The organism is Luteimonas sp. TWI382 (genome assembly GCF_039674545.1).
Classification (GTDB): Bacteria; Pseudomonadota; Gammaproteobacteria; order Xanthomonadales; family Xanthomonadaceae; genus Luteimonas.
The window spans coordinates 39,623-65,054 of record NZ_JBDJNS010000003.1 but is presented as its reverse complement, the minus strand read 5'-3'; the positions used below and the strand labels follow the sequence as shown (position 1 = coordinate 65,054).

Below are 25,432 nucleotides of genomic sequence, written 5' to 3'. Positions count from 1 at the left end.
ACGATGTCGTGCATTTTCGCGTTCGCGGCGGCGCTGGCTATGTGGGCCGCTGCCGAACCGGGCGGGCCGGCGACGCCGGTGGCGCCGGATCCGGCGATGGTTGCGGAGACTGCGCCGATCGGGACGGCGGTCATGCTCGCCGACGGCACGCTGGTGTTGCAACTGCGCGCGGCGCTCGACGGCGGCGCGGCGCACGGCGAGGCCGAAATCCGCTACCGGTCGGGCACGCCCGAACACGCGGCGGTACTGGCGCATATCGGTGGTCTGGCGCCGGGAGAGCGCAAGGCGGTGCCGCCCTGGCCGGAAGGGGAGTGACCGGCGATCTGGCGAGCCAGGCCAAGCATGGCGGGGCCTGGGGCCGGCCCGGCTCTGGGTCGTCTGCGATTGCAGGCCATGGCGGAGCATGTCCACGTGCCCCAACCAAAGCGCACGCGACCTGCATGCGCAGGCGTGCCGATTCATTCGAACGACGCTTCGATCTGACCGGCATGTTGCCGCGCTTGGCCCGTGCCTTGGCCGCCAGAGGGACGCCCCCCGCGCAGCGACCACGGACGCCAGCTCAGATACGACGCGAACAGTCTGTCGGGGGAGGGGGTCCGCAAGGCGGACGAAGGCCGCCACCGGATGGCCGCCACGCGACGGCGTTCGCCCTGGCCCCGCTCCCGTGGGGAGCGGGCGCATGGCCGCACATGCGCGTGCGGCGGTCGATCTGCCACGGTACGCCGTCGGTCCGACGCACCTGGCTTGGGGTCACCGCGTCCGGCACGCGCCCGTCGAGCGGGTCGCGTGCCGAGTTGCGGTCAGAAGTGCCAGCGCCAGTTGAGCTGGGCGCCGAAGTCGCGGGCGCCGTCGCCCCTGCGGCCTTGCGCGGCGATCGACAGGCGACTGCGCTCAGACGTGCTCAAGGCGATGCCGAGGTCGGCGACCGCGGCGTTGGCCGCCATCGGCGCGCCCTGCACCATGAAGGCATCGCCGCCAGCAACGAACCGATGACGGCTGTCGCGCGTCAGGTCGCCGCTCGCGTGCTCCCAGGCCAGGCCACCGAACAGGGTGGCTTGGTCGCGCTGCCCGCCGCTGATGTCCCACGTCGCGCGGACGCCGGCGGTAGCGACGGTGTAGCGATCCTTGCTGGCATCGACGTGCAGCGCCGCGCTGCCGCCACGTTCGGACGCGGCATCGGTCTCCAGCCGCGTGTGCGCGACCGCCAACGTCGGCGTCAGCGTGAGCCGGTCGAACGGGAACTCCCATCCGGCCTGCAGGAAGGCGGTGGTCGCCTTGGCGTCGTAGCGCGATCCCACCTCCTGCGCCAGCGTGTTGCCAGCGACGACGCGACGCGATGTCTCCACGCGATAGTCGGCGCGGGTCGCGCCGCCGTGCAGCCACAACGCATCCCAGCGCGCGCCGGCATAGAGGCCGTACTGGGTGGCGTCGGTGTCCGCCTGCGATCCGCGCGCACGGACGCGGGTGGTGATGTCCTCGTTGCCCAGTGCCAGCCCGACCACCCAGTGCTCGCCCAGGCGCCGATCGGCACCGGCCATCAGGCCCTGGCGGCTGGTCCGAGTGCCGGCCGCGTTGCCGTCGGTGTCCATCCGCCCCTGCATGCCGCTGCCGGCGACCCAGGCCACGGTGGCATCGGTCCGCGTGGCGGCGGCCTGGCCATGGAAGCGCTGGCCGATGCCATCACGCAGGAAGCGGTCTTCGAGCAGCGTGCCGCGAACATCGGCATGCAGTTCGCCGGCCAGGTGGTCGAATGCAGTGCGCGCGGTGTTCGCATCGAACAGCAGCAGGGTGTTGTACAACGCCAGCGCGTCACCGGACTGCGGAAGCGTGTTGAGCGCCAGCGCGGTGCGGTACTGGTTGCCTGTCTGCGCGACGGTCTGGAAGACCGCCGGCGGCTTCGGCGTTGTCGGCGGCTCTGGGGTCGTGGGCGGCTCCGGCGTTGTGGGCGGCTCGGGCGTTGTGGGCGGTCCCACATCCTTCAGCGCGATGCCCAGCACGACCCGGTCGGGTTCGTAGGTCAAATGGGTGTCCAGGAACGCGGACTGGCTGGCCACGCTGGCGAAGGTGCCGGCGACGCCGCCCTGGGCCTGCACGATGGCGTAGGTCTGGCCGGTCGTGTAGCTGGTCTGCGGGTCCAGTGCGGTGACCTGCACGCGACCGCCGCCGAGGGTGGCCTTGCCGGTGGTGGTCAGCGTGTCGCTGCCGCCGTTGCCGGCGATGTCCACTGCGAAGATCGAATCGGCTGCGAACCGCACATCGCCGCTGGACGTCAGGCCGCCCAGCGCGCCGGCGCCACCGATCGACAGGGTGCCGCCGCCGAGGACCTCGAGGGCCCCGATCGTGCCGGTGCCGGTGTAGGTTTCGCCGTTGCCGACGGTCACGTCATCGTTGCCGCCGCCGCCCAGCAGACCGATCTTCAGGTCGACCGAGGTGCCGGTGTAGGACAGGGCCACGTCGAGGAACGCGGACGCGCTGACGGCGTCGGCGAACGTGCCCTTCACGCCCTTGGCCGCCGTCAGGATGGTGTAGCTCTGCCCATTCTGGTAGCTGGTCGCCGGGTCGAGCGCGGTGACCACGACGCCCGCAGGGCCGCCGTCGAAGCCGTCGTGGGCGCCGATGCTGGCCTCGCCGCTGACCACCAGCAGGTCGCTGCTGCCGTTGCCCAGGATGTCCACGTCGTAGAACACCTTCTCGTCGCCGGCCGAGCCAGCGCCCAGCCGCAGGTCGCCGTCGATGGTCAGCGTGCCCACGGTGCCGTCGCCGGGGGCGATCCGCCCGCCCCGGCTCAGGCTCACGTCGCCGATCGTGCCGGTCCCGGCCAGCACGCCACCGGAGGTGACGCTCGCGGTGGCGGTGCGCTTCATCACGGGCGCCGAGACACCGGTGTTGAACTCCTGCAGGAAGCCGGCGGTGCCGTTGAGGACCAGCGTGCCGCCGGTGACCCGGTACTGCTGGTCGGCCAGGCGCCCGCTGAAGGCCGGCTCAGCCGGCTTGGCGTAGAGGTCGGCATCGAGGATCAGCTTGCCGCCGGTCACGACCACGTCACCACCGAACCGGCTCAGGTCGCCGGTCAGGCGCGTGGTGCCGGCCGCCTGGGTGATCGCGCCGGCGGTATGTGCATGGCCATTCGCGCCGCTGTTGGGCGCGCTCACGACGGCATTGGACAGTGCCAGCTCGTCGGTGTGGTTGAACAGCAGGCCGCCAGCACCCGACTGCATGGTGATCACGTCGTCGGTGTCGATCCCGCCGGCCGCCATGGCGGCCTCCAGCGCCGGACCGGCGGGTTGCGTGGCCCACGAGGCCATGCCGCCGCCGAACACCAGATAGCCGAGCGACTTGAGCGTGATGCCGCCGGTGCCGCCGCCGACCTGGCCACCGCGCGAGACGGTCAGCACGCCGTAGGCGTCGAACACCGAGTTGCCGATGGCGATGCCGTCGGTGGCCTGCAGGCGCGAGCCGGCGCCGTCCACGCGCACCTGTTCGTGCTTGAGGGCCGGGACGAACGAGACGCCGTCGCCACCACCGGAGATCAGCATGGTGCCGGTCTCCAGCACCGCCCCGTCGACGATCTGCAGGTTGGTGGTGACGTCCAGTTCGCCGGTGTTGGTCCACTTGGTCCCGGCGCCGGTCAGCGTCGCGGTCTCTTCCTGCTTGGCGAAGCTGTCGCGGACCTTGGCGGTCGTCGACGCGATGCTGGCCCCGTCCTCGACCCGCAGGTGGTTGGACACGACCAACTCGCCCGCTTGGAGCGTCGAGCCCGCGCCGCGGACGATCACCCGGCCGGTCTGGTCGAAGTCGCCGATGCCGAGCGAATCCTGGGCCTCGGCGCGCAGCGAATCGGCAACCACCCGCGCCCCGTCTTCGACGGTCAGCGTGCCGTCGGCATTCTGCGCGACGACCACGCTGCCGGCCTCGAGTGCGGTACCGGCGCCGCTCAGCAGCAGCGTGCCGCTGCTGTCGCGGCGCGACCCGATCACGACCGAATTGGCGGCGATGCGCGCGCCCGCACGGGCGCTGACAGTGCCGTTGCCTTCGTAGCCAATGGTGATGTTGCCGTTTGCGCCATTGGTGGCCAGGCGCGTGTCCGGGCCTTCCAGCTCGACGCGACCAGCGACGCCCTGGCGCAGGCCGATGGCGATGTTGTTGGCCCAGGCCTGGCCGCCGTCGGCAAGGCGCAGCGTGCCCTGGCCCTCGCCGCCCACGTACAGGTCGCCGCCGGTGGCGCGCAGCGCCGAGCCGGCACCGGTGACCGTGGCACTGCCCACGCCGCCCGCGGAGGTGCCCAGCGAAATGCCGGCCCCATTGCCGCCGCGGGTCGCGGTGACCTGCGCGCCATCGGCGACATTCAGTGTGCCGGTGCCCGCGAATCCGATCTGCAACAGCTGGGCGGTCGCGCTGGAGCCGGCACCCAGGACGTCCATGCGTCCTTCCGAACCGGCATCCACGCCCAGCGAAACCCGGTCACGCGCGGTGAACGTGGCCCCCGACAGGACGTCGAGGCGGCCCTTGCCGGCGACGCCGATCCGCACCCGGTCGTCGTCGCCGACGGTCAGGCTCGCCTGCGCACCCTCGACGACGATCGTGCCGTCGGCACCGGCGCCCACGCCCAGTTGCAGGTGGCTGCCATCCACCACGACCGCGCCGTTACCGACGATGCGCAGCGTGCCGGTGCCCGCGTTGCCGACATTCAGTCCGGTGGTATAGCGCCGCGCCTCGTCGATCGTCAGCTGCTCGTCGACGTTGACCGCCTGCGCCGCTGCCCCGCTGGCGGCGGCCATACCCAGCACGGCCAGAACGGCAGCCGCCAGCGGGTGCCGGCCGACCGCCGGCAGCGGGGGGGCACTGGCGCCGGGGGCGGTGCCGGCGGCCAGTTCGGAGGCGACCTGCACCAGGCCGAGGCGGCGATTGAAGACCAAGCGGAAAACTCTGTTCACGGCGTTGAGATCCTTCGGATTTGAAGCGAAAAGGGGAGAAGGCGTCGACGACGGCGGGGGCCGTCGCGCATGCCTGCAAGGGCGCCGCGGCGGCCGGTCCGACCGCCGACGGGATGCGGGGGAGCGGCGCCGTCCACAGGGACTTGCGCGCCGGGCGCCACCATAGGCAGGCCGGTCCGGCATCGGGGGTACTTTCCGGTAACGGATAGGTAACGGCCCGTTTCGAGGCGGCGGACTGGTATCGTGACCGGCCGCGAACCGGCGCCGAAAGCGCGTCGCACCGCCATCGGACTCCACCTTGACCACCATCGACCAGACCGACGAACCGCTCGCCAACGACGACGAAGGCCTCGACTTCCGTTACCGGTTCGGCACGGCGACGTTCGACGAATCCACGTTCGAACTCTGCGTCGACGACGCCCCGGTCGCGGTCGAGCGGCGCGCGTTGGAGGTGCTGGCCTACCTGCTGCGGCATGCCGGGGAGGTCGTCACCAAGGAAGAACTGTTCAAGGAGGTCTGGGCGGGACGGATCACCGTCGACAAGGTCCTGCCCAACGCCATCACCAAGCTGCGCAAGGCGCTGGGGCCGGCCAACGCGGGGGTGCTGACCACCCAGCCTCGGCTCGGCTATCGCCTGACCGGCCTGACCGAGCGCGTCGTCGTGCGCGCGCGCGCGCCGGCGCATCTGGCGCTACGCGAGTCCGATCCGGTGCCGCTGCGGCCGCGTTTCGTGCTGCGGCGGCTGCTCGGCAGTTCGTCGCATAGCGAAGTGTGGCTGGGCGAGCACGCCCGGACCGGCGAGCACCGGGTCTACAAGTACGCCAGCAGCGGCGGGCGCCTGCGCAGCCTCAAGCGCGAGGCCACGCTCGCGCGGTTGCTGGCCCGCGGCCACCAGGGACCGTCGGAGGCGCCGTTCGCGCGACTGATCGACTGGCATTTCGAGGCGCCGCCGTTCTTCCTCGAATACGCCTACTGCGGCACCAACCTGTCCGAGTGGTCCACGACCCATCTGGCCGAACTGCCGACGCCGGCGCGACTGGCGCTGTTCCTGCAAATCGCCGACGCAGTCGCCGCGGCGCACCAGATCGGCGTGCTGCACAAGGACATCAAGCCAGCCAATGTGCTCGTCGCTGCGGCCGGCGACGGCTGGCGCGTCTGCCTGACCGATTTCGGCAGCGGTAGCCTGCTGGAACCGGGCCGGCTCGATGCGATGGGCATCACCCGCCACGACCTCACCGCGACCGGCCTGCTCAAGAACGGCCCCGATTCGGGCACGCCGCTGTACCTGGCGCCTGAAGTGGTCGCCGGGCAGCCGCAGACCGTGCGCAGCGACGTCTACGCACTGGGGCTGATCCTCTACCAACTGCTGCAGGGCGATCTGAGCCGGCCGATGGCCTCGGGCTGGGAGCACGACATCGACGATGCCCTGCTGCGCGAGGACATCACCCTGGCCACCCACGGCAACCCCGAACGCCGGCTGGCCTCGGCCCCGGAGTTGGCACGGCGCCTGCGTCGGCTCGGGCAGCGGCGCGAGGAGGCCGAGCGGGCCCGGCAGGACCGCGAGCACGCGCTGCAGACCGCCGCCGTGCTCGCCCGCACCCGCGCGCAGCGTCCCTATCTGATCGCCGCCTTCGTCCTGCTGGTCACCGGTCTGTCGGCCTCGCTCTGGTTTCACCGCGAGGCCCGCCACGCGCAACAGATCGCCGAGACCGAACTGGCGCGCGCCAACGCGCTCAATACCTTCGTGACCGAGGACGTGATCGGACGCGCCAATCCGCTGATCACCGCCAACGGCCACAACGCCAACATCCGCGACGTCCTGCTGGCCGCCCGTGACCGGGTGGACCCGCGGTTCGGCGCGCGCCCCTTGATCGCCGCGACCGTGCACGCCTCGCTGGCGACGCTGTTCAACAGCGTGGAGCTGCTGCCCGAGGCCCGCCAGGAGTTCGCCCGCGCGCTCGAGTTGTTCGAGGCCCAGACCGGCGCCGACAGCCTGGAGACGTTCAAGGCGCGCTCCACGCTGATCCGGGTCATGACCCGGACCTCGGAGTTCGAGGCCGCGCGGCGCGCGCTCGACCTGCTCGAGCAGCAATACGCCGCCGCGCCCGATCCCGAGCGCGCGTACCAGCTCGCGCTGGCCCGGAGCACCTACTTCACCAACGCCGGCGAGTTCACCCGCGCCGTGCCCGAGTACGAGACCGCGTTGCGCCTGCTCGCGCAGTTGCACGCCGACGACCTGCCGATGCACGACTCGCTGCGCTTGGACCTGGTGCAGGTCTATACCCAGGTCGGCCGCGCCGAGGACGGGCGCCAACTGGCCCAGACCATGCTCGAGGACCTGCAAGCACGTGATGCACCCAATGCACTGGCCATTGCCGTCACCCGCCAGGTCATGGCCGGCGCCGAGATCAAGCTCGGCCGCTACGAGGAGGCCGAACGCATGCTGCTCGACGCGCAGCAGACCGTGGTCGCGATGACCGGCGCCGGCAGCATGCGCAACATGATGCTGGTCAACAGCCTGCTGGAAATCGACCAGCACAGGCAGCGCTGGCCGCAGGCGCTGGCCCACGCCCGCACGCTCTACGAAGGGATTCGCGCCAAGCTCGGCGAGGACAGCATCTTTGCCGCCACCACGCTGGGCGTCTGGGGACAGGTCCTGTTTCTGGCCGGCCAGCCGGACGAGGCCGCTCCCAAGCTCGAAGCGGCCTACCGGCAGTTGGTCCAGCTGCAGTCCTCGGCCAATCCGCAGACCCAGCTGGTCGGCTTCTGGTACGCGGCCACGACCGGCGCGCTCGGACACTGGGAACAGAACGAGGCCACCCTGGCGACCCTGGACGCGGCCCAGCTCAACGCTGCCGCCGCCAGTCCCGCGTGGCCGCTCCGGCTGGACGCCCTGCGCGGCGTACTGCGCCACCAGCATCACCACGATGCCCAAGCGCGCCCGGCCCTTGAGGCCACGCTGGCGAGCCTGCGCCAGCAGCCGGACGTCGAGCCGGCGCTGGTCGCGCTGGTCGAGACCGCATTGCACGCGCGCTGAACCCCACCCGGCCGGCGGGAACCTTGGCGGCGGGGTGATGCCAAAGCTCTGCGCCACGCCCCAGGACGCGCTGTCGGGATGCCTCCAACAGCGCGTCGATCCGCGCATCCTTGCAGACAGCATGGCCGCCGACGGCCGACCGGGTCACACCGTGCCGCGGTTCTTGCCCATCCACGGGGCGTACCAGGCACGGATCCTGGCCATGTCGGCGTCGAGGTCGTCGCCGGGCTCGATCAGCGGGCCGAAGCCGATGACCTTGTCGGGATAGTGGAAGTACAGGGTCTGGATCGGCACATTGGCGGCCTTGGCGATCTTCCAGAAGCCGGTCTTCCAGCGCTCCACGCGCTTGCGCGTGCCTTCGGGTGCCAAGCCATACCAGAACGGGGCGCCGCCGTGGATCGCCGCGGCGGCCTGTTCGACCACGCGCGAGGCGCGGCTGCGATCGACCGGGATCACGCCCAGGCCGCGCATCGCCCAGCCCAGCACAGGCACACGGAACAGCGAGTCCTTGCCGAGCACGCGGATATCCAGGCCCAGCGCGGCCTTGGCCGCGAAGCCCCAGACGCCGTCCCAGTTCGACGAGTGCGGGGCACCGATGAGCACCAGCCGCGGCAGGTTGGGCAGCTCGCCGACCATGCGCCAGCCGCCCAGGCGCAGGATGCTGCGCCCGATCCAGCGCGCGAGCCGGCTGGGTTTGACCCGCGGCGCGAGCGGCGGGACGGGGATCAGAAACGGGTACTTCGATGTGCTCATGCGTCCTCGGCGCGAAGGCCCGCTCCGGCGGGCGTCAATCCCAGTCACGCCCGGCGCGACCGCGCTTGATGGTACTGCGTTCGCGTTTCGCGCCCAGTCGTCGTTCCTTGGCACCGCGCGTGGGGCGGGTGGCGACGCGCGGCTTGGGCACCTCGTAACCCGCGGCGACAAAGGCGGCCAGCCGCGCGCGCGCGTCTTCACGGTTACGGTCCTGGGTGCGGAAGCGCTGGGCGCTGATGACCAGCACGCCGGCGTCCGTGACGCGGCGGTCGCGGCGCGCCAGCAAGCGGGCGCGCACGGCGTCGGGCAGCGACGGCGAGCCGGCGATGTCGAAGCGCAGTTCGACCGCGGTGGCGACCTTGTTGACGTTCTGCCCGCCTGGCCCGCTCGCGCGCACGAAGCGTTCGACGAGTTCGGACTCGGGAATGGCGGGCGGCGTGGACATCGTCAGCGATTGTAAGAGGGTGGGTGTCGACGCGTGCTCGCGGGACAACAGCCCGTCATGCCGGTGGACCGGGAAACAGCAGCAAGGCCTTGGCGAATGCATCGCCGGGCGGCGCGGCGATGTCCATACGCTGTCCGGTGTGCGGATGGGTGAAGCGCAGACGCTCGGCGTGCAGCAGCATGCGGTGGATGCCGAGTGTGCGGAAATGGCGGTTGTGGCGCCCGTCGCCGTGGCTGGTGTCGCCGATCAGATGATGCGAGAGATGCTTGAGGTGGCGGCGGATCTGCCGGAAGCGGCCGGTCATCGGCTCGGCGCGCAGCAGGGCGTAGCGCGAGGTCGCAAAGCCCGCCGACGGCAGCGCCAGTTCGGTGGTCGCCAGCCGCGTGAAGCGCGTGACCGCGGGCTTCTTCGACGGTTTGCCGGGGCCGCCATCGAGCGGGTGGTCGACCTCCAGCGCGGCGTCGGGCCAGCCGCGGCACACGGCCAGGTAGTGCTTGTCGACGCTGCGCGCCATCCATTGCGTGCCCAGCGCCGAGGCGGTCTCGCGATCGAAGGCCAGCAACAGGCAGCCACTGGTGGCGCGGTCGAGTCGATGGACCAGGAACAACGGCCGGCCAAACTGCAGACGCAGTCGGTCGGCGAGAAAATCGTGCTCGCCGCGCGCGAGCGCGCTGTCGTGGACCATCAGACCGGCGGGCTTGTCGACCACCGCCAGCCAGTCGTCCGCATACCGCACATCGATCGTCATTCCTCGCGCTCCGGGCGTCGTGGGGCATCCAGGCGCGCGGATGCGATCTGCTATTTTCGGCGATCGACTCGCTCCAAGGGAAACCGCATGCGTCGCCGCCTTCGTGTCTGCCTGTTCGCGCTGCTGCTGTGCGCGGGCATCGCACCGGCCATCGCGGCGCCGCAGCTCGACGCGCCGGTGCACAGCGCCGAAGGCATCACCGAGTACCGCTTCGACAACGGCCTGCGGCTGGTGCTGTTTCCCGACCCCGGCAAGCCGGTGACCACGGTCAACGTGACCTATCGCGTGGGCTCGCGCCACGAGGGCTACGGCGAGACGGGCATGGCGCACCTGCTCGAGCACCTGCTGTTCAAGGGCACGCCGACACATCCCGACATCCCCGGCGAGATGAAGCAGCGCGGCATCCGCTTCAACGGCACGACCTGGTTCGACCGCACCAACTACTTCGCCAGCTTCTCCAGCGATCCGGTCACGCTCGACTGGCTGCTGGGCATGGAGGCAGACCGCATGGTGGCCTCGCGCATTGCGCGCGCGGATCTCGACAGCGAGATGACCGTGGTCCGTAACGAACTGGAGGCCGGCGAGAACAACCCGGTCCGGGTGCTGGTGCAGCGGCTGATGTCGGCGGCCTACGACTGGCACAACTACGGGAATCCGACGATCGGCGCGCGCAGCGACATCGAGGGCATGCCGATCGAACGGCTGCAGGCGTTCTATCGCACCTGGTACCGGCCCGACAACGCGGTGGTGGTGATCGCCGGCGATTTCGATCCGGCGCACGCGCTGGCGCGGGTGGCCGCGCACTTCGGCGCGCTGCCGCGGCGGGCGACCGCACTGCCGCGCACCTACACGCGCGAGCCGGCGCAGGATGGCGAACGCCACGTCGTCGTGCGGCGCGTCGGTCGCACCCCGTACCTGGCCGCGGGCTATCACATTCCCGCCGGCCGCCATCCCGATGCCGGCGCACTGACGGTCCTGGCGCAGATACTCGGGCATGCGCCCAGCGGCCGGCTGCACCGCGCCCTGGTCGAACCGGGCCTGGCGACCTCGGTCTCGGCCACGGGCTATCGCCTGGACGAGCCGGGGTATCTGAGCGTGGTCGTCGAGGCGCCGGCGGGCAGCGACCTCGATGCACTGCAGGCGCGGCTGCTCGCGGTGCTCGAACAGGAGACGGCGTTCACCGACGACGAGGTCGACGAGGCGCGAACGCGCCTGCTGGCCGGCTTTGAACGCGCGTTGCGCGACCCCAACGCGGTCGGCATTGCGCTGTCGGACGCGATCGCGCAGGGCGACTGGCGGTTGTTGCTGCAGTCACGCGATCAGCTGGAGGCGGTGACCGCGGCCGACGTGCAGCGGGTCGCGCGCGCCTACCTGCGCCGCGACAACCGCACGACGGCGCACTTCGTGCCGACCGACGCTCCCGAGCGCATCGAGATGCCCGAGGCCCCGGACGCGGCGACGCTGTTGGCCGGTTTCGTCGGCCGGCCCGCGCTCGCGGCCGGAGAGGCCTTCGATCCGACGCCCGAGACCATCGACGCGCGCACGCGGACCTGGACGCTGTCCAACGGGGCCAGGCTGGCGGTGCTCGACAAGGCGACCCGCGGACAGGCGGTGCAGTTGCGCATGACCCTGCGCCTGGGCAGCGAACAGACGCTGGACGGGCGCATCGACGCAGCGATGCTGGCCGGCGCGATGCTGATGCGCGGCGCGGGCGATCTCGACCGCGCGGCGATCTCGCGCCGGCTCACCGCGCTGCGCTCGACACTGGGTGCGAGCGGCGGCGCGACCACGGTCAGCGTCGCGGCCTCGAGCGACCGCGCGCATATTGCGGGGCTGCTCGATCTGATCGCGACCGTGCTGAAGCAGCCGACATTCCCGCAGGACGAATTCGCGCAACTGCGCACCCAGCGGATCACCGGCATCCAGGGCAGCATGAGCGAACCGGGTGCGGTGGCGAACCAGGCGATGGCGCGGCATTTCGACATCTTTCCGCCCGGCCATCCGTTTCACGCACGTACCTTCGAGCAGCGCATTGCCGGACTCGAGGCGACGACGCGCGATGATGCGGTCGCGTTCCACCGCGCGTTCTACGGCATGGGGCCGGGCACGACGATCGCGATCGTCGGCGATGTCGATGCCGAGGCGGTGCGTGCGCAACTCGAAGCGCTGTTCGGCGACTGGCGCCCGACCACCCCGTTCGTGCGCATTCCCACGCCGTATGCGGCGCAGCCAGCCGCGCAATTGCGCGTGGTCACGCCCGACCGGCCGAACGCGGTGTTCCTGGCGCAGCAGGCGCTGCGCTTGGGCCAGGATCACCCCGACTATCCGGCGTTGTATCTGGGCAATCACTTGTTCGGCAGCGGTGGCATGAAGTCGCGGCTGGCCGACCGTATCCGCCAGCGCGACGGCTTGAGCTACGGGGTCAGTTCGAGCTTTGGCGCCAGTGCGTTCGACACGGTCGGCACGTTCTCGGCGCAGGCGATTGCCGCGCCGGAGAACATCGCCAAGGTCGCGCAGGCTTTCGACGAAGAACTGCGTCGGCTGCTCGCCGAGGGCATCGACGAGACCGAGCTTGCGCAGACCCGTGACGGCCTGCTGCTGTCGCGCCGCACGGCACGAGCCAGCGATGCGCAACTGGCCGGCACGCTCAACGACAATCTCTACCTGGAACGCGACATGGCCTACTCGGCCGCGTTCGAGGACGCGCTGCGCGCGCTCGACGCCGAGGCCGTACGCGCGGCAATGGCGCGGCATCTGGATCCCGACGCGACCACAACCGTCGTCGCCGGCGATCTGGACGCGCCTGCCGCGGGACCTTGAGCCCGCGCAGCGTCCCGGCTATTCGGTCGCCGGCGCCGGCGCCGAGGACGCCATCGACTCGAGCTCGGCGCACATCTGCTGTTGCTGCGCCGGCGTCGCCGTGTCGTACTGCGCGCGCACCTTGTCGTGCGCGGATGCGAACTCGCGGTCGAACATCGCCGCGTCGCCGCCCATCTTCACGAACTCCTGCTGCTGTCGCGCCCTGGCCTGCGCCAGTTGCTCCGCCGGGATGCTCGGGTCGCACAGTTCGACCGCCGCGTGCATCGCACCGCCGAGACCGGCGAGCTGAGTCAGCATCGTCGTCGCGGCATCGCCGGTCAGCGGCGCTTCGACCGGGGCACTGCCGTCTTCGAGCTGTGCGGCCGCGGCCTCCGAGGGCACCGTGTGGGTGTCTTCGACTGGCGCGGTCTGCGCGGGCGCGCCGTCGGCCTGTCGGTCGCCGCAGGCAGCGAGTGCGAGCGCGCCAGCGATGGCCAGGCCCAGGGGAAGTCGTACACGCAGTGTCCGCATCCGGGTGATCTCCATGATCGGGTAGAGCTCGAGCCTAGCAGAGCGGGTGTGGCAGGCTGACTGCACGGCTGCGATCGCACATCACGGGGTGTCCGGGGTCTGGCGGCGGCTGCGATAGCACTGCAGGTGCACCCAGGCGGCCTGCAGCATCGGTGCCGCGATCTCCGCCGCCTTCGCCCGCGCCAGCATGTCGCCGACGATCTGCGCCGCTTCGACGTCCTGGCCCGATTCGAGATCGCGCAGCATCGACGCAGTGGCCGCAGAGCCGGCGCGGGTCAGCAGCGACCGGGCCTGCTCGGCGGGTTGCCCCGGAATCGCCTGGCCCTGCGCGGCGGCGACCGCAAGGCACTCATCGTGCAGCGCGGCCATGAAGGCGGCGCCCTCGTCGCTGGCCACGATCCGGCCGATGCTGGCGCGCATCAGGCACGTTGCCGCCGCCATCGCGGTGAGGAAGCTGAACTTGTTCCACGCCGCCTGCAGGAAGTCGTCGCTGCGCACGGCCTCGAAGCCTTCGGCGCGCGCGCACGTGTCGGCAAACGCCTGGGTGCGCGCGCTGCCGTTGCGGACCGGGTCGCGCTCGCCGAACGTCAGCGACGGTGGCGAGGGCAGATGCACGACCTCACCATCGGCGCCCTTCACCGCGCTGATGAAACACAAGCCGCCGAGCACCGCGTCCGCACCGAAGCGCGCATCGAGCGCGGCGTAGTGCTGCAGCCCGTTGAGGATCGGCATCACCGTCGTGTCGGCCCCGACGGCCGGTGCGATCGCGTCGATCGCGGCATCGAGGTCGTAGGCCTTGCAGCTGAGGATGATCAGATCGAACGGCTGCGCCGCAGCGAGTGCCGCCAGCGCGTCGGCGGTGACGTGCGCGACCGCGAGATCGGCATCGCCGAGCGGGCTGCGCAGGCGCAGGCCCTCGCGCGCGAGTTGCGCCGCGCGCGCAGGGCGCACCAAGAACGTGACGTCGACGCCGGCCTGGGCCAGCCGGCCGCCGAAGTAGCCGCCGGTGCCACCGGCACCGAGGACGAGAATGCGCATGGGGGACTCCTGGCAAGAACGGGTGTCGCGTCCAGCTTAGCGGTGCGCGCAGCGCTGCGACCGCCGAACCGTTGCCACCATCGCGCTCGCTCGATGGCGATCGGCGACGCGTACACGGGTCAGCGTCAGCTGCGCAAGCCCACCCCGCGCTTGAGCAGCGTCAGCGCGATCACGGTCAGTACGACCACGAAGCCGAACATCAGCGCATAGGCGATGGACAGTGGAATGTCCGAGGTGCCCAGCAGGCCATAGCGGAACGCGTTGACCATGTAGAAGATCGGGTTGGCGTGGGTCGCGGCCTCGGCCCAGCCGGGCAGCAGCTTGACCGAATAGAACACGCCGCCCAGATACGTCAGCGGGGTCAGGATGAAGGTCGGCACGATCGCGACATCGTCGAACTTCTTGGCGTAGACCGCATTGATGAAGCCGGCCAGCGAGAAGATCGTCGCGCCCAGCAGCACCGTGCTCAGCGTCACCAGCGGATGCGGGATGCGCACCGTGGTGAACAGCATCGCGATGCCGAGTACGATCACGCCGACCGCCACCCCACGCGCGACCGCGCCCATGACGTAGCCGCCGAGCACGACCCAGCCAGGCATCGGGCTGACCAGCAGTTCCTCGACATGACGGCCGAACTTCGCGCCGAAGAAGCTCGAGGAGATGTTGCCGTAGCTGTTCTGGATGACGCTCATCATCACCAGGCCGGGCACGATGAAGTCCATGTAGGACACGCCGCCCATGTCGCCGATGCGCGCGCCGATCAGGCCGCCGAAGATCAGGAAGTACAACGTCATCGTGATCGCCGGCGGCACCAGGGTCTGGGCCCAGATCCGCAGGATGCGCACGATCTCGCGCCGGGCGATGGTGCCCAGGGCGGTCAGGTTGCGGGCAGTCGTGGTGGGTTCTGTGTGCATGCTCGGCGTCTGTGGAAAGAGGGGCGGGCGGGAGGCTCGCTGTGCGCGACCGGCGTCTACGACGCTTGATGCCCCGATCCGGAATCGCGTGCGGTCAGCCGCACGAACAGTTCTTCCAGGCGGTTGGACTTGGTCCGCATCGAGCGCACGCGCAGCCCGGCCGCATCGAGCGTGGCGAACACCCGGTTGAGATCCATCGCGCGCGGCATGTCGATGTCGAGCGTGTGCGCGTCGGGCGCCGTGATCGTCACGCCGTCGATCGCCGGCAATGCGTCGGGCAGCGCGCCGTCGATATCGAACATGAAGCCCTCGACGTCGAGCTGGGCGAGCAGGGCGCGGATCGGCCCCTGCTCGACGATGCGGCCGTGGTCGATGATCGCCAGGTTGCGGCACAGCGACTCGGCTTCCTCGAGGTAGTGCGTGGTCAGGATGATCGTCGTCCCTGCCGCGTTGATGTCGCGCAGGCTGCGCCACATGCCGCGGCGGATCTCGATGTCCACACCGGCCGTCGGTTCGTCGAGGATCAGCAGTCGGGGCCGGGTCATCATGGCGCGGGCGATCATCAGCCGCCGCTTCATGCCGCCCGACAGCGTGCGACTCATGACGTGGGCCTTGTCCCACAACTGCGCGGCGCGCAGCTCGGCCTCGGCCCGCTCGGCGGCCTCGCGGCGCGAGACCCCGTAGAAGCCGGCGTAGTTGACCAGAATGTCGAAGGGCTTTTCGAACAGATTGAAGTTGATTTCCTGCGGCACCAGGCCGATCAGGCGCATGGCCTGGTCGCGGTGGCGGACGATGTCCACGCCGAACACCTCGACGCTGCCCGCACTCATGTTGACCAGCGAGGAGACGATGCCGATCAGCGTGCTCTTGCCCGCGCCGTTGGGGCCGAGCAGGGCATGGAAATCGCCGGGCGCGACGTCGAGCGAGATGCCCTTGAGCGCCTCCACGCCACCGGCGTAGGTCTTGCGCAGCTCACGGACGGACAGCGCCGGCGCATCGGCCGGCAGGGGGCGGCTTGGAGTCATGGGTGCGAGGGGTCCGATGCCGGCGGCCGGGGGGAGGCCTGGGCGGAAAACGCTAGTATAGGCGCCCGGTCGCAGCCGGCCCCGCGATGCAGCGTTGCGCGGACGCGCGTCCGTTCCGCTTACGATCCGGTTGACCCGTGGCCATCCAGCACTTCCCACTCAAGCTCACCGGCCGGCGCATGATCGCGCCGACCGTCGCCCATCTGTCGTTCATGCGCGACGACGGCCAGCCGCTGGATTTCGTGCCCGGCCAGTTCATCCAGGTGCACTTCGCCTACGCCGACGGCACGCCGACCAAGCGCTCGTACTCGCTGGCAACGATCCACGACCATGCGATGGGGCCGGGCGAGGCGGTGGAGATCGCGGTCAGCTACGTGCCCGGCGGCGCCGCGACGGCGCTGTTCGAAGGCCTGGCGCTCGGCGACCACGTCCAGGCCAGCGGTCCGTTCGGCCGGTTCTGCCTGCTGCCGCACGACAGCAACCGCCGCTACCTGTTGATCGGCACCGGCACCGGCGTGACCCCGTATCGGTCGATGCTGCCGCTGCTGGAACGGGCGATCGCCGAACGCGGCGTGGAGGTCGTGCTGTTGCTGGGCGCACGCACCCCGGCCGAGCTGCTGTACGGCGACGATTTTCGCGCCTTCGCGCAGGCGCACCCGCAGTTCCGCTTCGTGCCGTGTTTCTCGCGCGAGCTGCCTGCGCCCGGGGATGCGCACGCGCACGCCGACGTGCGCCATGGCTACGTGCAGCAGTTCGTCGGCGAGTTCGCGCCCGACGCCGACGACATCGCCTACCTGTGCGGCAACCCGGACATGGTCGACGCGGCATTCGAGGCACTGAAGGGCTTCGGCTTGCCGGTGCCGCGGATCCGGCGCGAGAAGTACGTCAGCAGCAAGTAGGGCGGACATCATCGTGTCTGCAACCAACGCCCGATCGTCGATGCCGCATGAGGCGGACATCGCGGCGCTGATGCCGCCGCCCGATGCGCCGGCATCGTCGCGCACCGGGCTGCGCCGCCTGCTGCCGACGCTGCGCGGGGCGATCGGCGGCGCCGTGGTCGGCGTGGGCGCGGCGATGATCGGCATCCCGCTGCTCGACGCATTGCCGCCCGGTGCACTGACCGCGCTGCTGCTGGGCTTCGTGCTGTCGATCTGGCCGCACGTCGTGCTGCACGAGGCCGGACATGCCGTCGCCGGGCTGTCGCGCGGCATGCGCGCGATCGCGTTCGGCGTCGGGCCGTTCCGGTGCGAGCGGCGCGGCACGCGCTGGCGCTGGCGGCGGGGCGGACGTCTGCACGGCATCGGCGGGTTCGCGGCGCTCCTGCCCCAGGGCACGCGCGGGCTGTCGCGCCTCGACCAGGCCGTGTTCCTGCTCGGCGGTCCGATGGCCAATCTCCTCACCGCTGTGCTGTTGTTGGCCTGTGCGCGGTGGCTGCCGCTGCCGGTGCACCTGGCGGCGGCCTGCATCGGCAGCGCCATCGCCGCCGCGCTGCTGGGCCTGGGCAACCTGCTGCCGTTGCAGCTCTCGGGCTGGCGCCTGGATGGCCGGGTGCTGCTGGACCTGCTGCGCCGGACACCCGATGCCGCGCTGCACCTGCAGATCAGCCAGCTGATGGCCCTGAGCCTGGCCGGCGTGCGGCCGCGCGACTGGCCCGAGGCCGCCATTCCTGTGCTGTCGGCGTCGCTCGCCAGCGACGGCCTGGCGCTGAGCGGACGGATGCTGCGGCTATCGCATGCGATCGACAGACGCGATGCCGGGGCCGCCCGGGCCGATGCCGTCGCGCTGACGGCCGCATTCGCCTCTGCGCCCGCGGTGTCGCGAGGCCCCATCGCCGTCACCCTGGCCAGCCATGCCGCGCTGCTGGTCGGCGACCGGGCCTTGCTAGCGGCGTGGCGCCTGCGCTGCGACGGCGGGCTGCTGGACCTTTCGCCCTACCGGGCCTGGCTGGATGCGGAACTCGCGCGACTGGACGGCGATGCGGGCGCGCTGACGACGCATCTGGCAGATGCGCGCGCGCTGGCCGAGCGGATTCCGGACGCGGCAAGCCGGATGGTTTTCGACGACCGGCTTGAGGCCCTCGCCCAGGCGCTTCAGTCCGAGGTGTAAAGCGCGCTTGACATCCGGCGCGGTGCGGCCGCATGCTCACTGTCAAGTGCACTTGACAACGCAGGCCTCCATGACCCGTTGCTTCCGCCACCAGTTCCTGCTGACCGTCGCCGCGATGCTGATGACCGCGGCGATCGCATTGCGCCTGCTGCTGCCCGCCGTCCCGGCCTGGGCCCCCGCGCTGATCCTGCTGTCGGCGATCGCGATCGGTGCGGTCGCCGTGCGGCGCGGCGCGAGCGACTGCGTGAACGCGCCGCCCGCCCTGCAGCGCCGCTACACCCGCGACATGACGATCGGGATGGTCAGCTATGTGGCGTTGCTGTTCGCCTCGTTGCTGCTGCTGCGCACCGTGGAGGCCCCGGCGCTGCGGGCGCTGATCGCGCTGCTGCCAGTCGCACCGATCGCGTTGTTGTTGCGCGCGATGGTGCGCTTCATCCGCGGCGTCGACGAGCTGCAGCAGCGCATCGAGCTCGAGGCGATCTGCATCGCCGCCGCGCTGGTGTCCCTCGGCTACATGACCGGCGGGTTCCTGCAGGCGGCCCAGGTCATCGACGTGCCAGCGAGCGCCGCGATGCTGTGGGTGTTCCCCCTGGTGTGCGGCCTGTACGGCATCGCGAAATCGGTCGTCGCGCGGCGGTACCGGTAAGGGGCCCAGCATGAAGAGCCGGGTGCGGGCACTGCGCGAGGCAAGGGGCTGGTCACAAGCCCAACTGGGCGAACGTCTGCAGGTGTCGAGGCAGACGATCAACGCGATCGAGACGGAAAAGTACGACCCCAGCCTGCCGCTGGCGTTCCGGATCGCACGCGAGTTCGCCGAGCCCATCGAATCCATTTTCCTGTTCGAGGACGTTCCATGAGGACATCAACGCTTTCCGCGCTGGCGCTGGCCGCGGGCATCGGGCTCGCCGGCTGCAGCGGGAGTGCGCCGGCACCGGCAACCGGCGAGGCCGCCCGGCCGACGCGGATGTTCGGGCAGATCCCGTTCCACGCCTGCACGCTGGACGCGGGCAACGCGGCGACCCGGGTCGAGGCGCAGTGCGCGACCTACGAGGTCCCCGAGAATCCCGGCGCGCCCGACGGCCGGCGCATCGCGCTCAACATCGCCTGGCTGCCGGCCGATGCGAAGGACGGCGGCACCGCCGATCCGGTGTTCTTCCTCGCCGGCGGCCCGGGCCAGGCCGCGACCGAACTCGCCGCGCAGATCAACGCCGGCCTGCGCGAAGTGCGCCGCCAGCGCGACATCGTGCTGGTCGACCAGCGCGGTACCGGCAAGTCGAACCCGCTGACCTGCACCGATGCCGACGGCAAGGCGATGGAACTCGATGCGCTGGCCGCACCCGACGACGCCGCGCTCGACGCCTATGTCGGCCGATGCCTGGCCGGCCTCGACGGCCGCGCCGATCCGCGCTTCTACACGACGGCCAATGCGATCGTCGACTTGGACACCGTGCGCGCCGCGCTCGGTGCCGAACAGGTCAACCTCATCGGCGGCTCCTACGGGACCCGCGTCGCACAGCAGTACGCGATGGCCTATCCGCAGCACACGCGCAGCATCGTGCTCGACGGCGTGGCGCCGAACGATCTGGTCGTCGGCGGCGAGTTCGCGCATACCTTCGAGGATGCGCTGGCGCTGCAGTCCAAGCAATGCGCGCAGGACGCCGAGTGCCGCACGCGCTTTCCCACCGATCTGCAGGCGCAGCTGCGTGGGGTGCTGTCGACGCTGCGCACGACGCCGGCCCCGGTGACCTATCGCGACCCGACCACCGGCGCGCAGCGCGATGGCGTGGTCACGCCGGACACGGTGACCGGCCTTGCGTTCCTGTTCTCGTACGCGCCGCAGACCGCGTCGCTGCTGCCGTTGATCCTCGACGAAGCGGCGCAGGGCCGCTACGGACCGCTGATGTCGCTGTCGCAACTGATGTACAGCAACGTCGACGGTCAGATGACGCGCGGCATGCAGTGGTCGGTGATCTGCGCCGAAGACGCAGGCCGTTACCGCGAGGACGGTCGCGTCGCCGACACGATCCTGGGCCCCGGTGTCGCGCGCATGTTCTTCGGCGCGTGCCGCACCTGGCCGACGGGTGCGCCGCCGGCGAACCACACCGCCGCGCTGCAATCCGATGTGCCGGCCCTGCTGATGTCGGGCGAACTCGATCCGGTGACGCCGCCCGCCTACGCCGAGCGCGTGCTGGCCGGCCTGCCGAACGGACGCCATCTGGTGTTCAAGGGCCAGGGCCACGGCACGTTCGCGCTCGGCTGCGCGCCCAAGCTGCTCGCGCAGTTCATCGAATCCACCGATGCGAAGGCGCTCGACGCCAAGTGCCTGGACGCGATGCGTCCGGTGCCGCCATTCACCAGTTTCAACGGGTGGTCGCCGTGACCGCGCCGCGCCTTGCGATGTCCCTCTTTCTTCCGGAGCTCCGCCGATGATCACCGCCCAGCAACTGCACAAGGCGTTCGAGACCAAGACCGGCACGGTCCAGGCGGTCGACGGCGTGGACTTCGTCGCCGAGGACGGCCGTATCACCGGCCTGCTCGGGCCCAACGGCGCCGGCAAGACCACGACGCTGCGCATGCTCTACACACTGATGAAGCCCGACCGCGGCCAGGTGTTGGTGGACGGCCTCGATGCGAGCCGCGACCCGGCGGCGGTGCGACGCGTGCTGGGCGTGCTGCCCGACGCGCGCGGTGTGTACAAGCGGCTGACCGCACGCGAGAACATCCACTACTTCGGCCAGTTGCACGGCATGACGCCCGACCAGATCGCCGCGCGCACGCAGGCGCTGAGCGACCAGCTGGACATGGGCGAGATCCTCGACCGCCAGACCGACGGCTTCAGCCAGGGCCAGCGCACCAAGACCGCGATCGCGCGCGCGCTGGTGCACGACCCGCGCAACGTCATCCTCGACGAGCCGACCAACGGCCTGGATGTGATGACCACCCGCGCGATGCGCGAATTCCTGTTCAAACTGCGCGACGAGGGCCGCTGCGTGATCTTCTCCAGCCACATCATGCAAGAGGTCGCCGCGCTGTGCGACCGCATCGTCATCATCGCCAAGGGACGGGTGGTCGCCGCCGGTACCTCCGATGAGCTGCGCGCGCGCTACGGCACGCAGAACCTCGAGGACGCGTTCGTGCGTGCGATCGGCTCGGAAGAGGGGCTGCTGGCATGAGCGGCGCACTGCGATGGGTGTGGTGCGTGATGCGCAAGGAGCTGCTCGACATCGGGCGCGACCGGCGCACGCTGTTCATGGCGCTGCTGCTCGGTCCGCTGCTGTATCCGGTGTTGATGACCGGCATGAACGTGATGATGGAAAAGCGCGCCAAGACCGAACAGGACCGCATCCTGGAGGTCCCGGTGCTCGGCGCGGCGCATGCGCCGAACCTGGTCGCGCATCTGGCGACAATGGGCATCGTCGCGGTCGATGCGCCGGATGATCTCGATGCGGCCATCGCCCGGCAGGACGTCGACGTTGCGATCGAGATCCCGGCCTCGTTCGCCGAGGATTGGCAGGCTGGGCGCCCGGCGACGGTCGAGGTCATCAGCGACAGCACCCAGCGCAATGCGCAGACGCCGGCCACGCGTGTACGCGTGGCGATCGCGAGCTACGGGCAGCAGGTCGGCGCGTTGCGCCTGCTCGCGCGCGGCATCGACGCGTCGGTGGTGCAGCCGATCGCGGTCGGCACGCGCGATATGGCCAGCGAAGAGGCCAAACGCGGCGTCCTGCTCGCGGCGCTGCTGCCGTATCTGTTGATCCTGTCGAGCTTCATCGGTGGCTCGTATCTGATCATCGACGCAACCGCCGGCGAACGCGAACGCCAGTCGATCGAGCCGCTGTTGGCCACGCCCGCCGCACGCAGTGCGATCGTCAGCGGCAAGATGCTGGCCGCCTGCGCGATCGGCCTGCTGTCGTTGCTGCTCACGTTGCTGGCCTTCAAGCTCAGCGCCCAGATCGGCACCGGCATGACCCGCATGCTCGATGTGCGGCTGGCGGCGATCGGCAAGATGCTGTTGGTGCTGCTGCCGATGCTCTTCATCGGGACCTCGCTGCTGACCTTCCTCGCGGCCGCGGCCAAAAGCATGAAGGAAGCGCAGAGCCACATCGTCTGGCTGATGCTGCTGCCGATGGTCCCGACGTTCGTGCTGATCGTCAATCCGATCAAGACCGAGCTGTGGCAGTTCGCGGTGCCGTTCCTGGCGCAGAACCAGCTGCTGCTCAAGATCATCCGCGCCGAACCGATCGCGCCGCAGATCTGGGCGGTGTATCTGCTCGCGAGCCTCGCGCTGGTGGCGGTGTTCTGGGGACTGGCGGTGTGGCGCTACCGCCAGGAGCGGCTCGCGATCTCGGGCTGAGTTCGCGCCGGCATGGGTCACGTGCGTCATGCGTGGCCCAAGCGCCGTCTCGCGCGGAGGCCCGACGTCCGCAGGAGCCATGCGCCGGTGGGGCGCTCGCGTCAGTTGGCGGTCGGAGAGAACCCGATTGTGCGCCGCGTGGTGACCGGCGCCGGCACCGGCTCGAAGCGCCAGCGTCGCACGGCCGACAACGCCTCGCGATCGAAGGCGCGGGGCGGGTCGGCACGCACGATGCGCGCGCTGCTGACCGAACCGTCCACGCCCACGGTGAACTCGACCTGGACTTCGCCGCTGATGCCCGCACGCAGCGCGTCGGGGGGATAACGCGGGGCCGGCGTGCTCAACGGGCGCAGCTGGACCGGGGCCGGGGCCGGCGGCGTCTCGGCGGGCGGCGCTTCGGTAGCCGGCGTCGGCGCCGGCGCCGGACGTGCGGGTGTCGGGCGCGGCGTGTCCTGCGCTGGACGCGGGGTCGTCTGCGCGGGCGCCGGCGTCGGTGCGGACACCGGTGCACTGCGCGCGCCGGCGGTGTCGGCGGGTGGCGGTCCCGGTAGCTGCTGCGCCGCCGAGACCTGTTGCTCGCGCTGCTGCTCGGCACGCTCGCGCGCGATCTGCTGCTGGCGCTCGGCCTCTTGCGCGGCGCCGCGCTGCCGATGCACGGCCGCCTCTTCGGCGGTGGCGATACTGGTGCGCAACCGGCCGAGCGCCGGGTGGGTGGCGTCCGCACGTTCGATCAGGCCCAGCAGCCGGCGGGCCTCGGCGAAATCGCCGCGGTCACGGTTCTGCTCGGTCGCGATCACGGTGATCGGCAGCAGATCGATCAGCGCGCTGGTCGCCGCGGCGTCGCCCTGGGTCTTGTCGCGCAGCGCCAGGTAGTACTCCATCGCGTTCTCGCCGGGCGGGAAGTACAGCCGGCTGTCCTGGTAGGCCTGGCTGGCCGCCTTGCGCAGATCGTCGGCCGAGAGCGCAGCGAGTGCATCGTCGGCCGCGCGTTGCTGGCGAGCGGCCTGGTCGGCCGCCTGGCGGCTCACGTCCGCGGTCTCGGCCGGTGTCGCTTCGGGCTCGGGCGCATCGTCCCGGCCGCCGCAGGCGGCCAATCCCAGCGCCACGCACAACGCCGCGGCCAGCCCGGTCCGCGACGACACTGCGGGCGTCGATCGATTCGAGACCATCATCGTTCCCCAGGGTGCCTGTTCTTCAAAGTGCGTAGCACGCGGCAGCGCAGACGATTTGTCAACCGCGCAGCCACGCGTGCGGGCTACGATTGTAGGCGCGTTCGCAGCGTGTTCACCGAACATACGCGTTTTCATTGGGCATGTCCGCTGCCGCACCCGCCTACTTGCCAATGCAGAAACTCGAGAAGATGTGCCCCAGCAGGTCATCGGGCAGCACCCGGCCGGTGATCTCGCCGACTGCGTCGTGGGCGACGCGCAGCGCTTCGGCCGTCAGTTCCAGGGTCTGCGCCTGCAGCGTCGCGCGCGCATCGTCCACAGCATCGGCGGCGACGCGCAGGGCATCGACGTGGCGTTGCCGGGCGGTGAATGCGCCTTCGCCGGCGGCGGGTCCGGCGCCCTGAATCGCCAGCGCGTCGCGCAGCGCATCCAGGCCCGCACCCGTGCGCGCAGAGACACGCAGCACGTCATCGTCCACGGCGGCGGCGTCTTCGAGCAGGTCGACCTTGTTGTGCACGACCAATCGCGCCGGCACATCGGCGATGTCGCCGGCCACCGCGCTCAGGCCTTTGTCCGGATCGCGTGCATCCAGCACGACGATCGCCAAGTCCGCGCGGCGCAACTCGGCGCGGGCGCGGCGGATACCCTCGCGCTCGATCGCATCCCCAGCCTCGCGCAGACCCGCGGTGTCGACCAGGGTCAGCTCGGCGCCGGCGATGCGCACCGTCTCGTGCAACAGATCGCGCGTGGTGCCGGCGATCTCGGTGACGATCGCACGCTCGCTGCCGGCCAGTGCATTGAGCAGCGAGCTTTTGCCGGCGTTGGGCGGGCCGACGATCACCGCATGCACGCCATCGCGCAACCGGCGTCCCTGCTCGGCTTCCGCAAGCAGGGTGCCCAGCGACACGGCCAGCGCATCGAGCCGTTGCGCCACGACATCGCCGCCGAGCGCATCGATCGGCTCGTCGGAGAAATCGATCATCGCCTCGACGTGCACGCGCAGGTGCAACAGTTCGGCGGCCAGGGCATCGCAACGCGTCGAGAACGCCCCATCGAGCGCGCGGCGCGCAGCACGTGCGGCGCGCGCATCGCCGGCAGCGATCAGGTCGGCAACGGCCTCGGCCTGGGTGAGGTCGAGCCGGCCGTTGAGGAAGGCGCGTTCGCTGAACTCCCCCGGCCGCGCGAGCCGCGCACCGAGCGCGCGGCACCGTGCAAGCAGCTGCTGCAGCACGACCGGACTGCCGTGACCCTGCAACTCCACGACGTCCTCGCCCGTGTAGCTGGCCGGGCCGGCGAACGCGATGGCGATGCCGTCGTCGAGCGTCTCGCCATCCTGGTCACGCAAGCGGACGTGATGCGCGTGGCGCGACCGCAACTCCCGGCCGCACAACGCACGCGCGATCTCGACCGCACGCGGGCCCGACAACCGCACGATGCCCACGCCCCCTGCACCGGTCGGCGTGGCGATCGCAGCAATGGTGTCGGTCGGCTGCATCCACGCCTCCTCAAAACCGGGGTCAGAGTGGCTTTTCGAAGCGCCCGGGGCCACATGGACATCTGCGAAGACACTCCACTCTGA

General features: G+C 70.7%; 20 protein-coding genes. 10 read left to right on the top strand and 10 right to left on the bottom strand.

What is annotated here, in order from left to right:
* Positions 1 to 3 precede the first annotated feature (3 nt).
* The gene (locus tag ABE505_RS02975) at positions 4 to 315 is read left to right on the top strand and encodes a hypothetical protein (RefSeq protein ID WP_346442026.1); all 312 of its coding nucleotides are present in this window, start codon (positions 4 to 6) and stop codon (positions 313 to 315) included.
* Between the two features lie 485 nt (positions 316 to 800).
* Here the strand turns inward: ABE505_RS02975 and ABE505_RS02970 are convergent, their stop codons facing one another.
* Positions 801 to 4,934, bottom strand: a complete 4,134-nt coding sequence (locus ABE505_RS02970) for an autotransporter domain-containing protein (RefSeq protein ID WP_346458261.1) — start codon at positions 4,932 to 4,934, stop codon at positions 801 to 803.
* Between the two features lie 298 nt (positions 4,935 to 5,232).
* Here ABE505_RS02970 and ABE505_RS02965 point away from each other — a divergent pair, with 298 nt between their 5' ends.
* Entirely contained in the window at positions 5,233 to 7,971 is a 2,739-nt protein-coding gene (locus tag ABE505_RS02965) for a winged helix-turn-helix domain-containing protein (RefSeq protein ID WP_346442029.1), read from the top strand.
* Positions 7,972 to 8,115: 144 nt separating this feature from the next.
* Here ABE505_RS02965 and ABE505_RS02960 read toward each other — a convergent pair whose 3' ends face one another.
* Genes ABE505_RS02960 through ABE505_RS02950 form a run of 3 tightly spaced genes read right to left on the bottom strand, consistent with a single transcriptional unit; the run spans position 8,116 to position 9,917 of the window.
* Positions 8,116 to 8,724, bottom strand: coding sequence for a lysophospholipid acyltransferase family protein (locus ABE505_RS02960; protein WP_346442030.1), 609 nt, complete (start codon positions 8,722 to 8,724; stop codon positions 8,116 to 8,118).
* A 34-nt stretch (positions 8,725 to 8,758) separates the two neighbouring features.
* On the bottom strand, positions 8,759 to 9,169 hold the full coding sequence (gene arfB / locus ABE505_RS02955; RefSeq protein WP_346442031.1) for an alternative ribosome rescue aminoacyl-tRNA hydrolase ArfB: 411 nt from the start codon (positions 9,167 to 9,169) through the stop codon (positions 8,759 to 8,761).
* A gap of 55 nt (positions 9,170 to 9,224) precedes the next feature.
* Positions 9,225 to 9,917: a pseudouridine synthase gene (locus ABE505_RS02950; protein WP_346442032.1), complete on the bottom strand. Its 693-nt coding sequence runs from the start codon at positions 9,915 to 9,917 to the stop codon at positions 9,225 to 9,227.
* Positions 9,918 to 10,004: 87 nt separating this feature from the next.
* On the opposite strand from ABE505_RS02950, the gene ABE505_RS02945 reads away from it, so the two are divergent.
* Positions 10,005 to 12,737, top strand: a complete 2,733-nt coding sequence (locus ABE505_RS02945) for a pitrilysin family protein (RefSeq protein ID WP_346442033.1) — start codon at positions 10,005 to 10,007, stop codon at positions 12,735 to 12,737.
* 18 nt (positions 12,738 to 12,755) lie between these two features.
* On the opposite strand, the gene ABE505_RS02940 is transcribed toward ABE505_RS02945, so the two are convergent.
* The 4 genes from ABE505_RS02940 to ABE505_RS02925 form a co-directional block, all read right to left on the bottom strand.
* On the bottom strand, positions 12,756 to 13,313 hold the full coding sequence (locus ABE505_RS02940) for a hypothetical protein (RefSeq protein WP_346442034.1): 558 nt from the start codon (positions 13,311 to 13,313) through the stop codon (positions 12,756 to 12,758).
* A 15-nt stretch (positions 13,314 to 13,328) separates the two neighbouring features.
* A complete protein-coding gene (gene panE, locus ABE505_RS02935; RefSeq protein ID WP_346442035.1) occupies positions 13,329 to 14,285 on the bottom strand; it encodes a 2-dehydropantoate 2-reductase in 957 nt (318 codons plus the stop codon).
* Positions 14,286 to 14,410: 125 nt separating this feature from the next.
* Complete coding sequence (locus tag ABE505_RS02930; protein WP_346442036.1) at positions 14,411 to 15,199, bottom strand: ABC transporter permease; 789 nt, start codon at positions 15,197 to 15,199, stop codon at positions 14,411 to 14,413.
* Positions 15,200 to 15,255: 56 nt separating this feature from the next.
* Positions 15,256 to 16,224, bottom strand: a complete 969-nt coding sequence (locus ABE505_RS02925; protein WP_346442037.1) for an ABC transporter ATP-binding protein — start codon at positions 16,222 to 16,224, stop codon at positions 15,256 to 15,258.
* Between the two features lie 137 nt (positions 16,225 to 16,361).
* Between ABE505_RS02925 and ABE505_RS02920 the strand changes: the two genes are divergently transcribed.
* The 7 genes from ABE505_RS02920 (at position 16,362) to ABE505_RS02890 (ending at position 22,684) form a co-directional block, all read left to right on the top strand.
* Positions 16,362 to 17,123, top strand: a complete 762-nt coding sequence (locus ABE505_RS02920; protein WP_346442038.1) for a ferredoxin--NADP reductase — start codon at positions 16,362 to 16,364, stop codon at positions 17,121 to 17,123.
* Between the two features lie 40 nt (positions 17,124 to 17,163).
* Positions 17,164 to 18,330: a site-2 protease family protein gene (locus ABE505_RS02915; protein WP_346458260.1), complete on the top strand. Its 1,167-nt coding sequence runs from the start codon at positions 17,164 to 17,166 to the stop codon at positions 18,328 to 18,330.
* A 70-nt stretch (positions 18,331 to 18,400) separates the two neighbouring features.
* On the top strand, positions 18,401 to 18,976 hold the full coding sequence (locus tag ABE505_RS02910) for a hypothetical protein (RefSeq protein WP_346442040.1): 576 nt from the start codon (positions 18,401 to 18,403) through the stop codon (positions 18,974 to 18,976).
* 10 nt (positions 18,977 to 18,986) lie between these two features.
* Positions 18,987 to 19,187 (top strand): helix-turn-helix transcriptional regulator, encoded by a 201-nt coding sequence (locus ABE505_RS02905; RefSeq protein WP_346442041.1) that lies wholly within the window; start codon positions 18,987 to 18,989, stop codon positions 19,185 to 19,187.
* Positions 19,184 to 20,710 carry an alpha/beta hydrolase gene (locus ABE505_RS02900; RefSeq protein WP_346442042.1) on the top strand — a complete coding sequence of 509 codons (1,527 nt, stop codon included), beginning with the start codon at positions 19,184 to 19,186 and terminating at the stop codon, positions 20,708 to 20,710. The genes ABE505_RS02905 and ABE505_RS02900 overlap by 4 nt, the downstream gene beginning before the upstream one ends.
* Before the next feature lie 46 nt (positions 20,711 to 20,756).
* Positions 20,757 to 21,503 carry an ATP-binding cassette domain-containing protein gene (locus tag ABE505_RS02895; protein ID WP_346442043.1) on the top strand — a complete coding sequence of 249 codons (747 nt, stop codon included), beginning with the start codon at positions 20,757 to 20,759 and terminating at the stop codon, positions 21,501 to 21,503.
* Positions 21,500 to 22,684 carry an ABC transporter permease gene (locus tag ABE505_RS02890; protein ID WP_346442044.1) on the top strand — a complete coding sequence of 395 codons (1,185 nt, stop codon included), beginning with the start codon at positions 21,500 to 21,502 and terminating at the stop codon, positions 22,682 to 22,684. Before ABE505_RS02895 ends, ABE505_RS02890 begins: the two co-directional genes overlap by 4 nt.
* A gap of 101 nt (positions 22,685 to 22,785) precedes the next feature.
* Here the strand turns inward: ABE505_RS02890 and ABE505_RS02885 are convergent, their stop codons facing one another.
* Both ABE505_RS02885 and mnmE read right to left on the bottom strand, forming a co-directional pair.
* Positions 22,786 to 23,826 (bottom strand): energy transducer TonB, encoded by a 1,041-nt coding sequence (locus tag ABE505_RS02885; RefSeq protein ID WP_346442045.1) that lies wholly within the window; start codon positions 23,824 to 23,826, stop codon positions 22,786 to 22,788.
* Between the two features lie 190 nt (positions 23,827 to 24,016).
* The gene (gene mnmE / locus ABE505_RS02880; protein ID WP_346442046.1) at positions 24,017 to 25,348 is read right to left on the bottom strand and encodes a tRNA uridine-5-carboxymethylaminomethyl(34) synthesis GTPase MnmE; all 1,332 of its coding nucleotides are present in this window, start codon (positions 25,346 to 25,348) and stop codon (positions 24,017 to 24,019) included.
* Between the last annotated feature and the right edge of the window lie 84 nt (positions 25,349 to 25,432).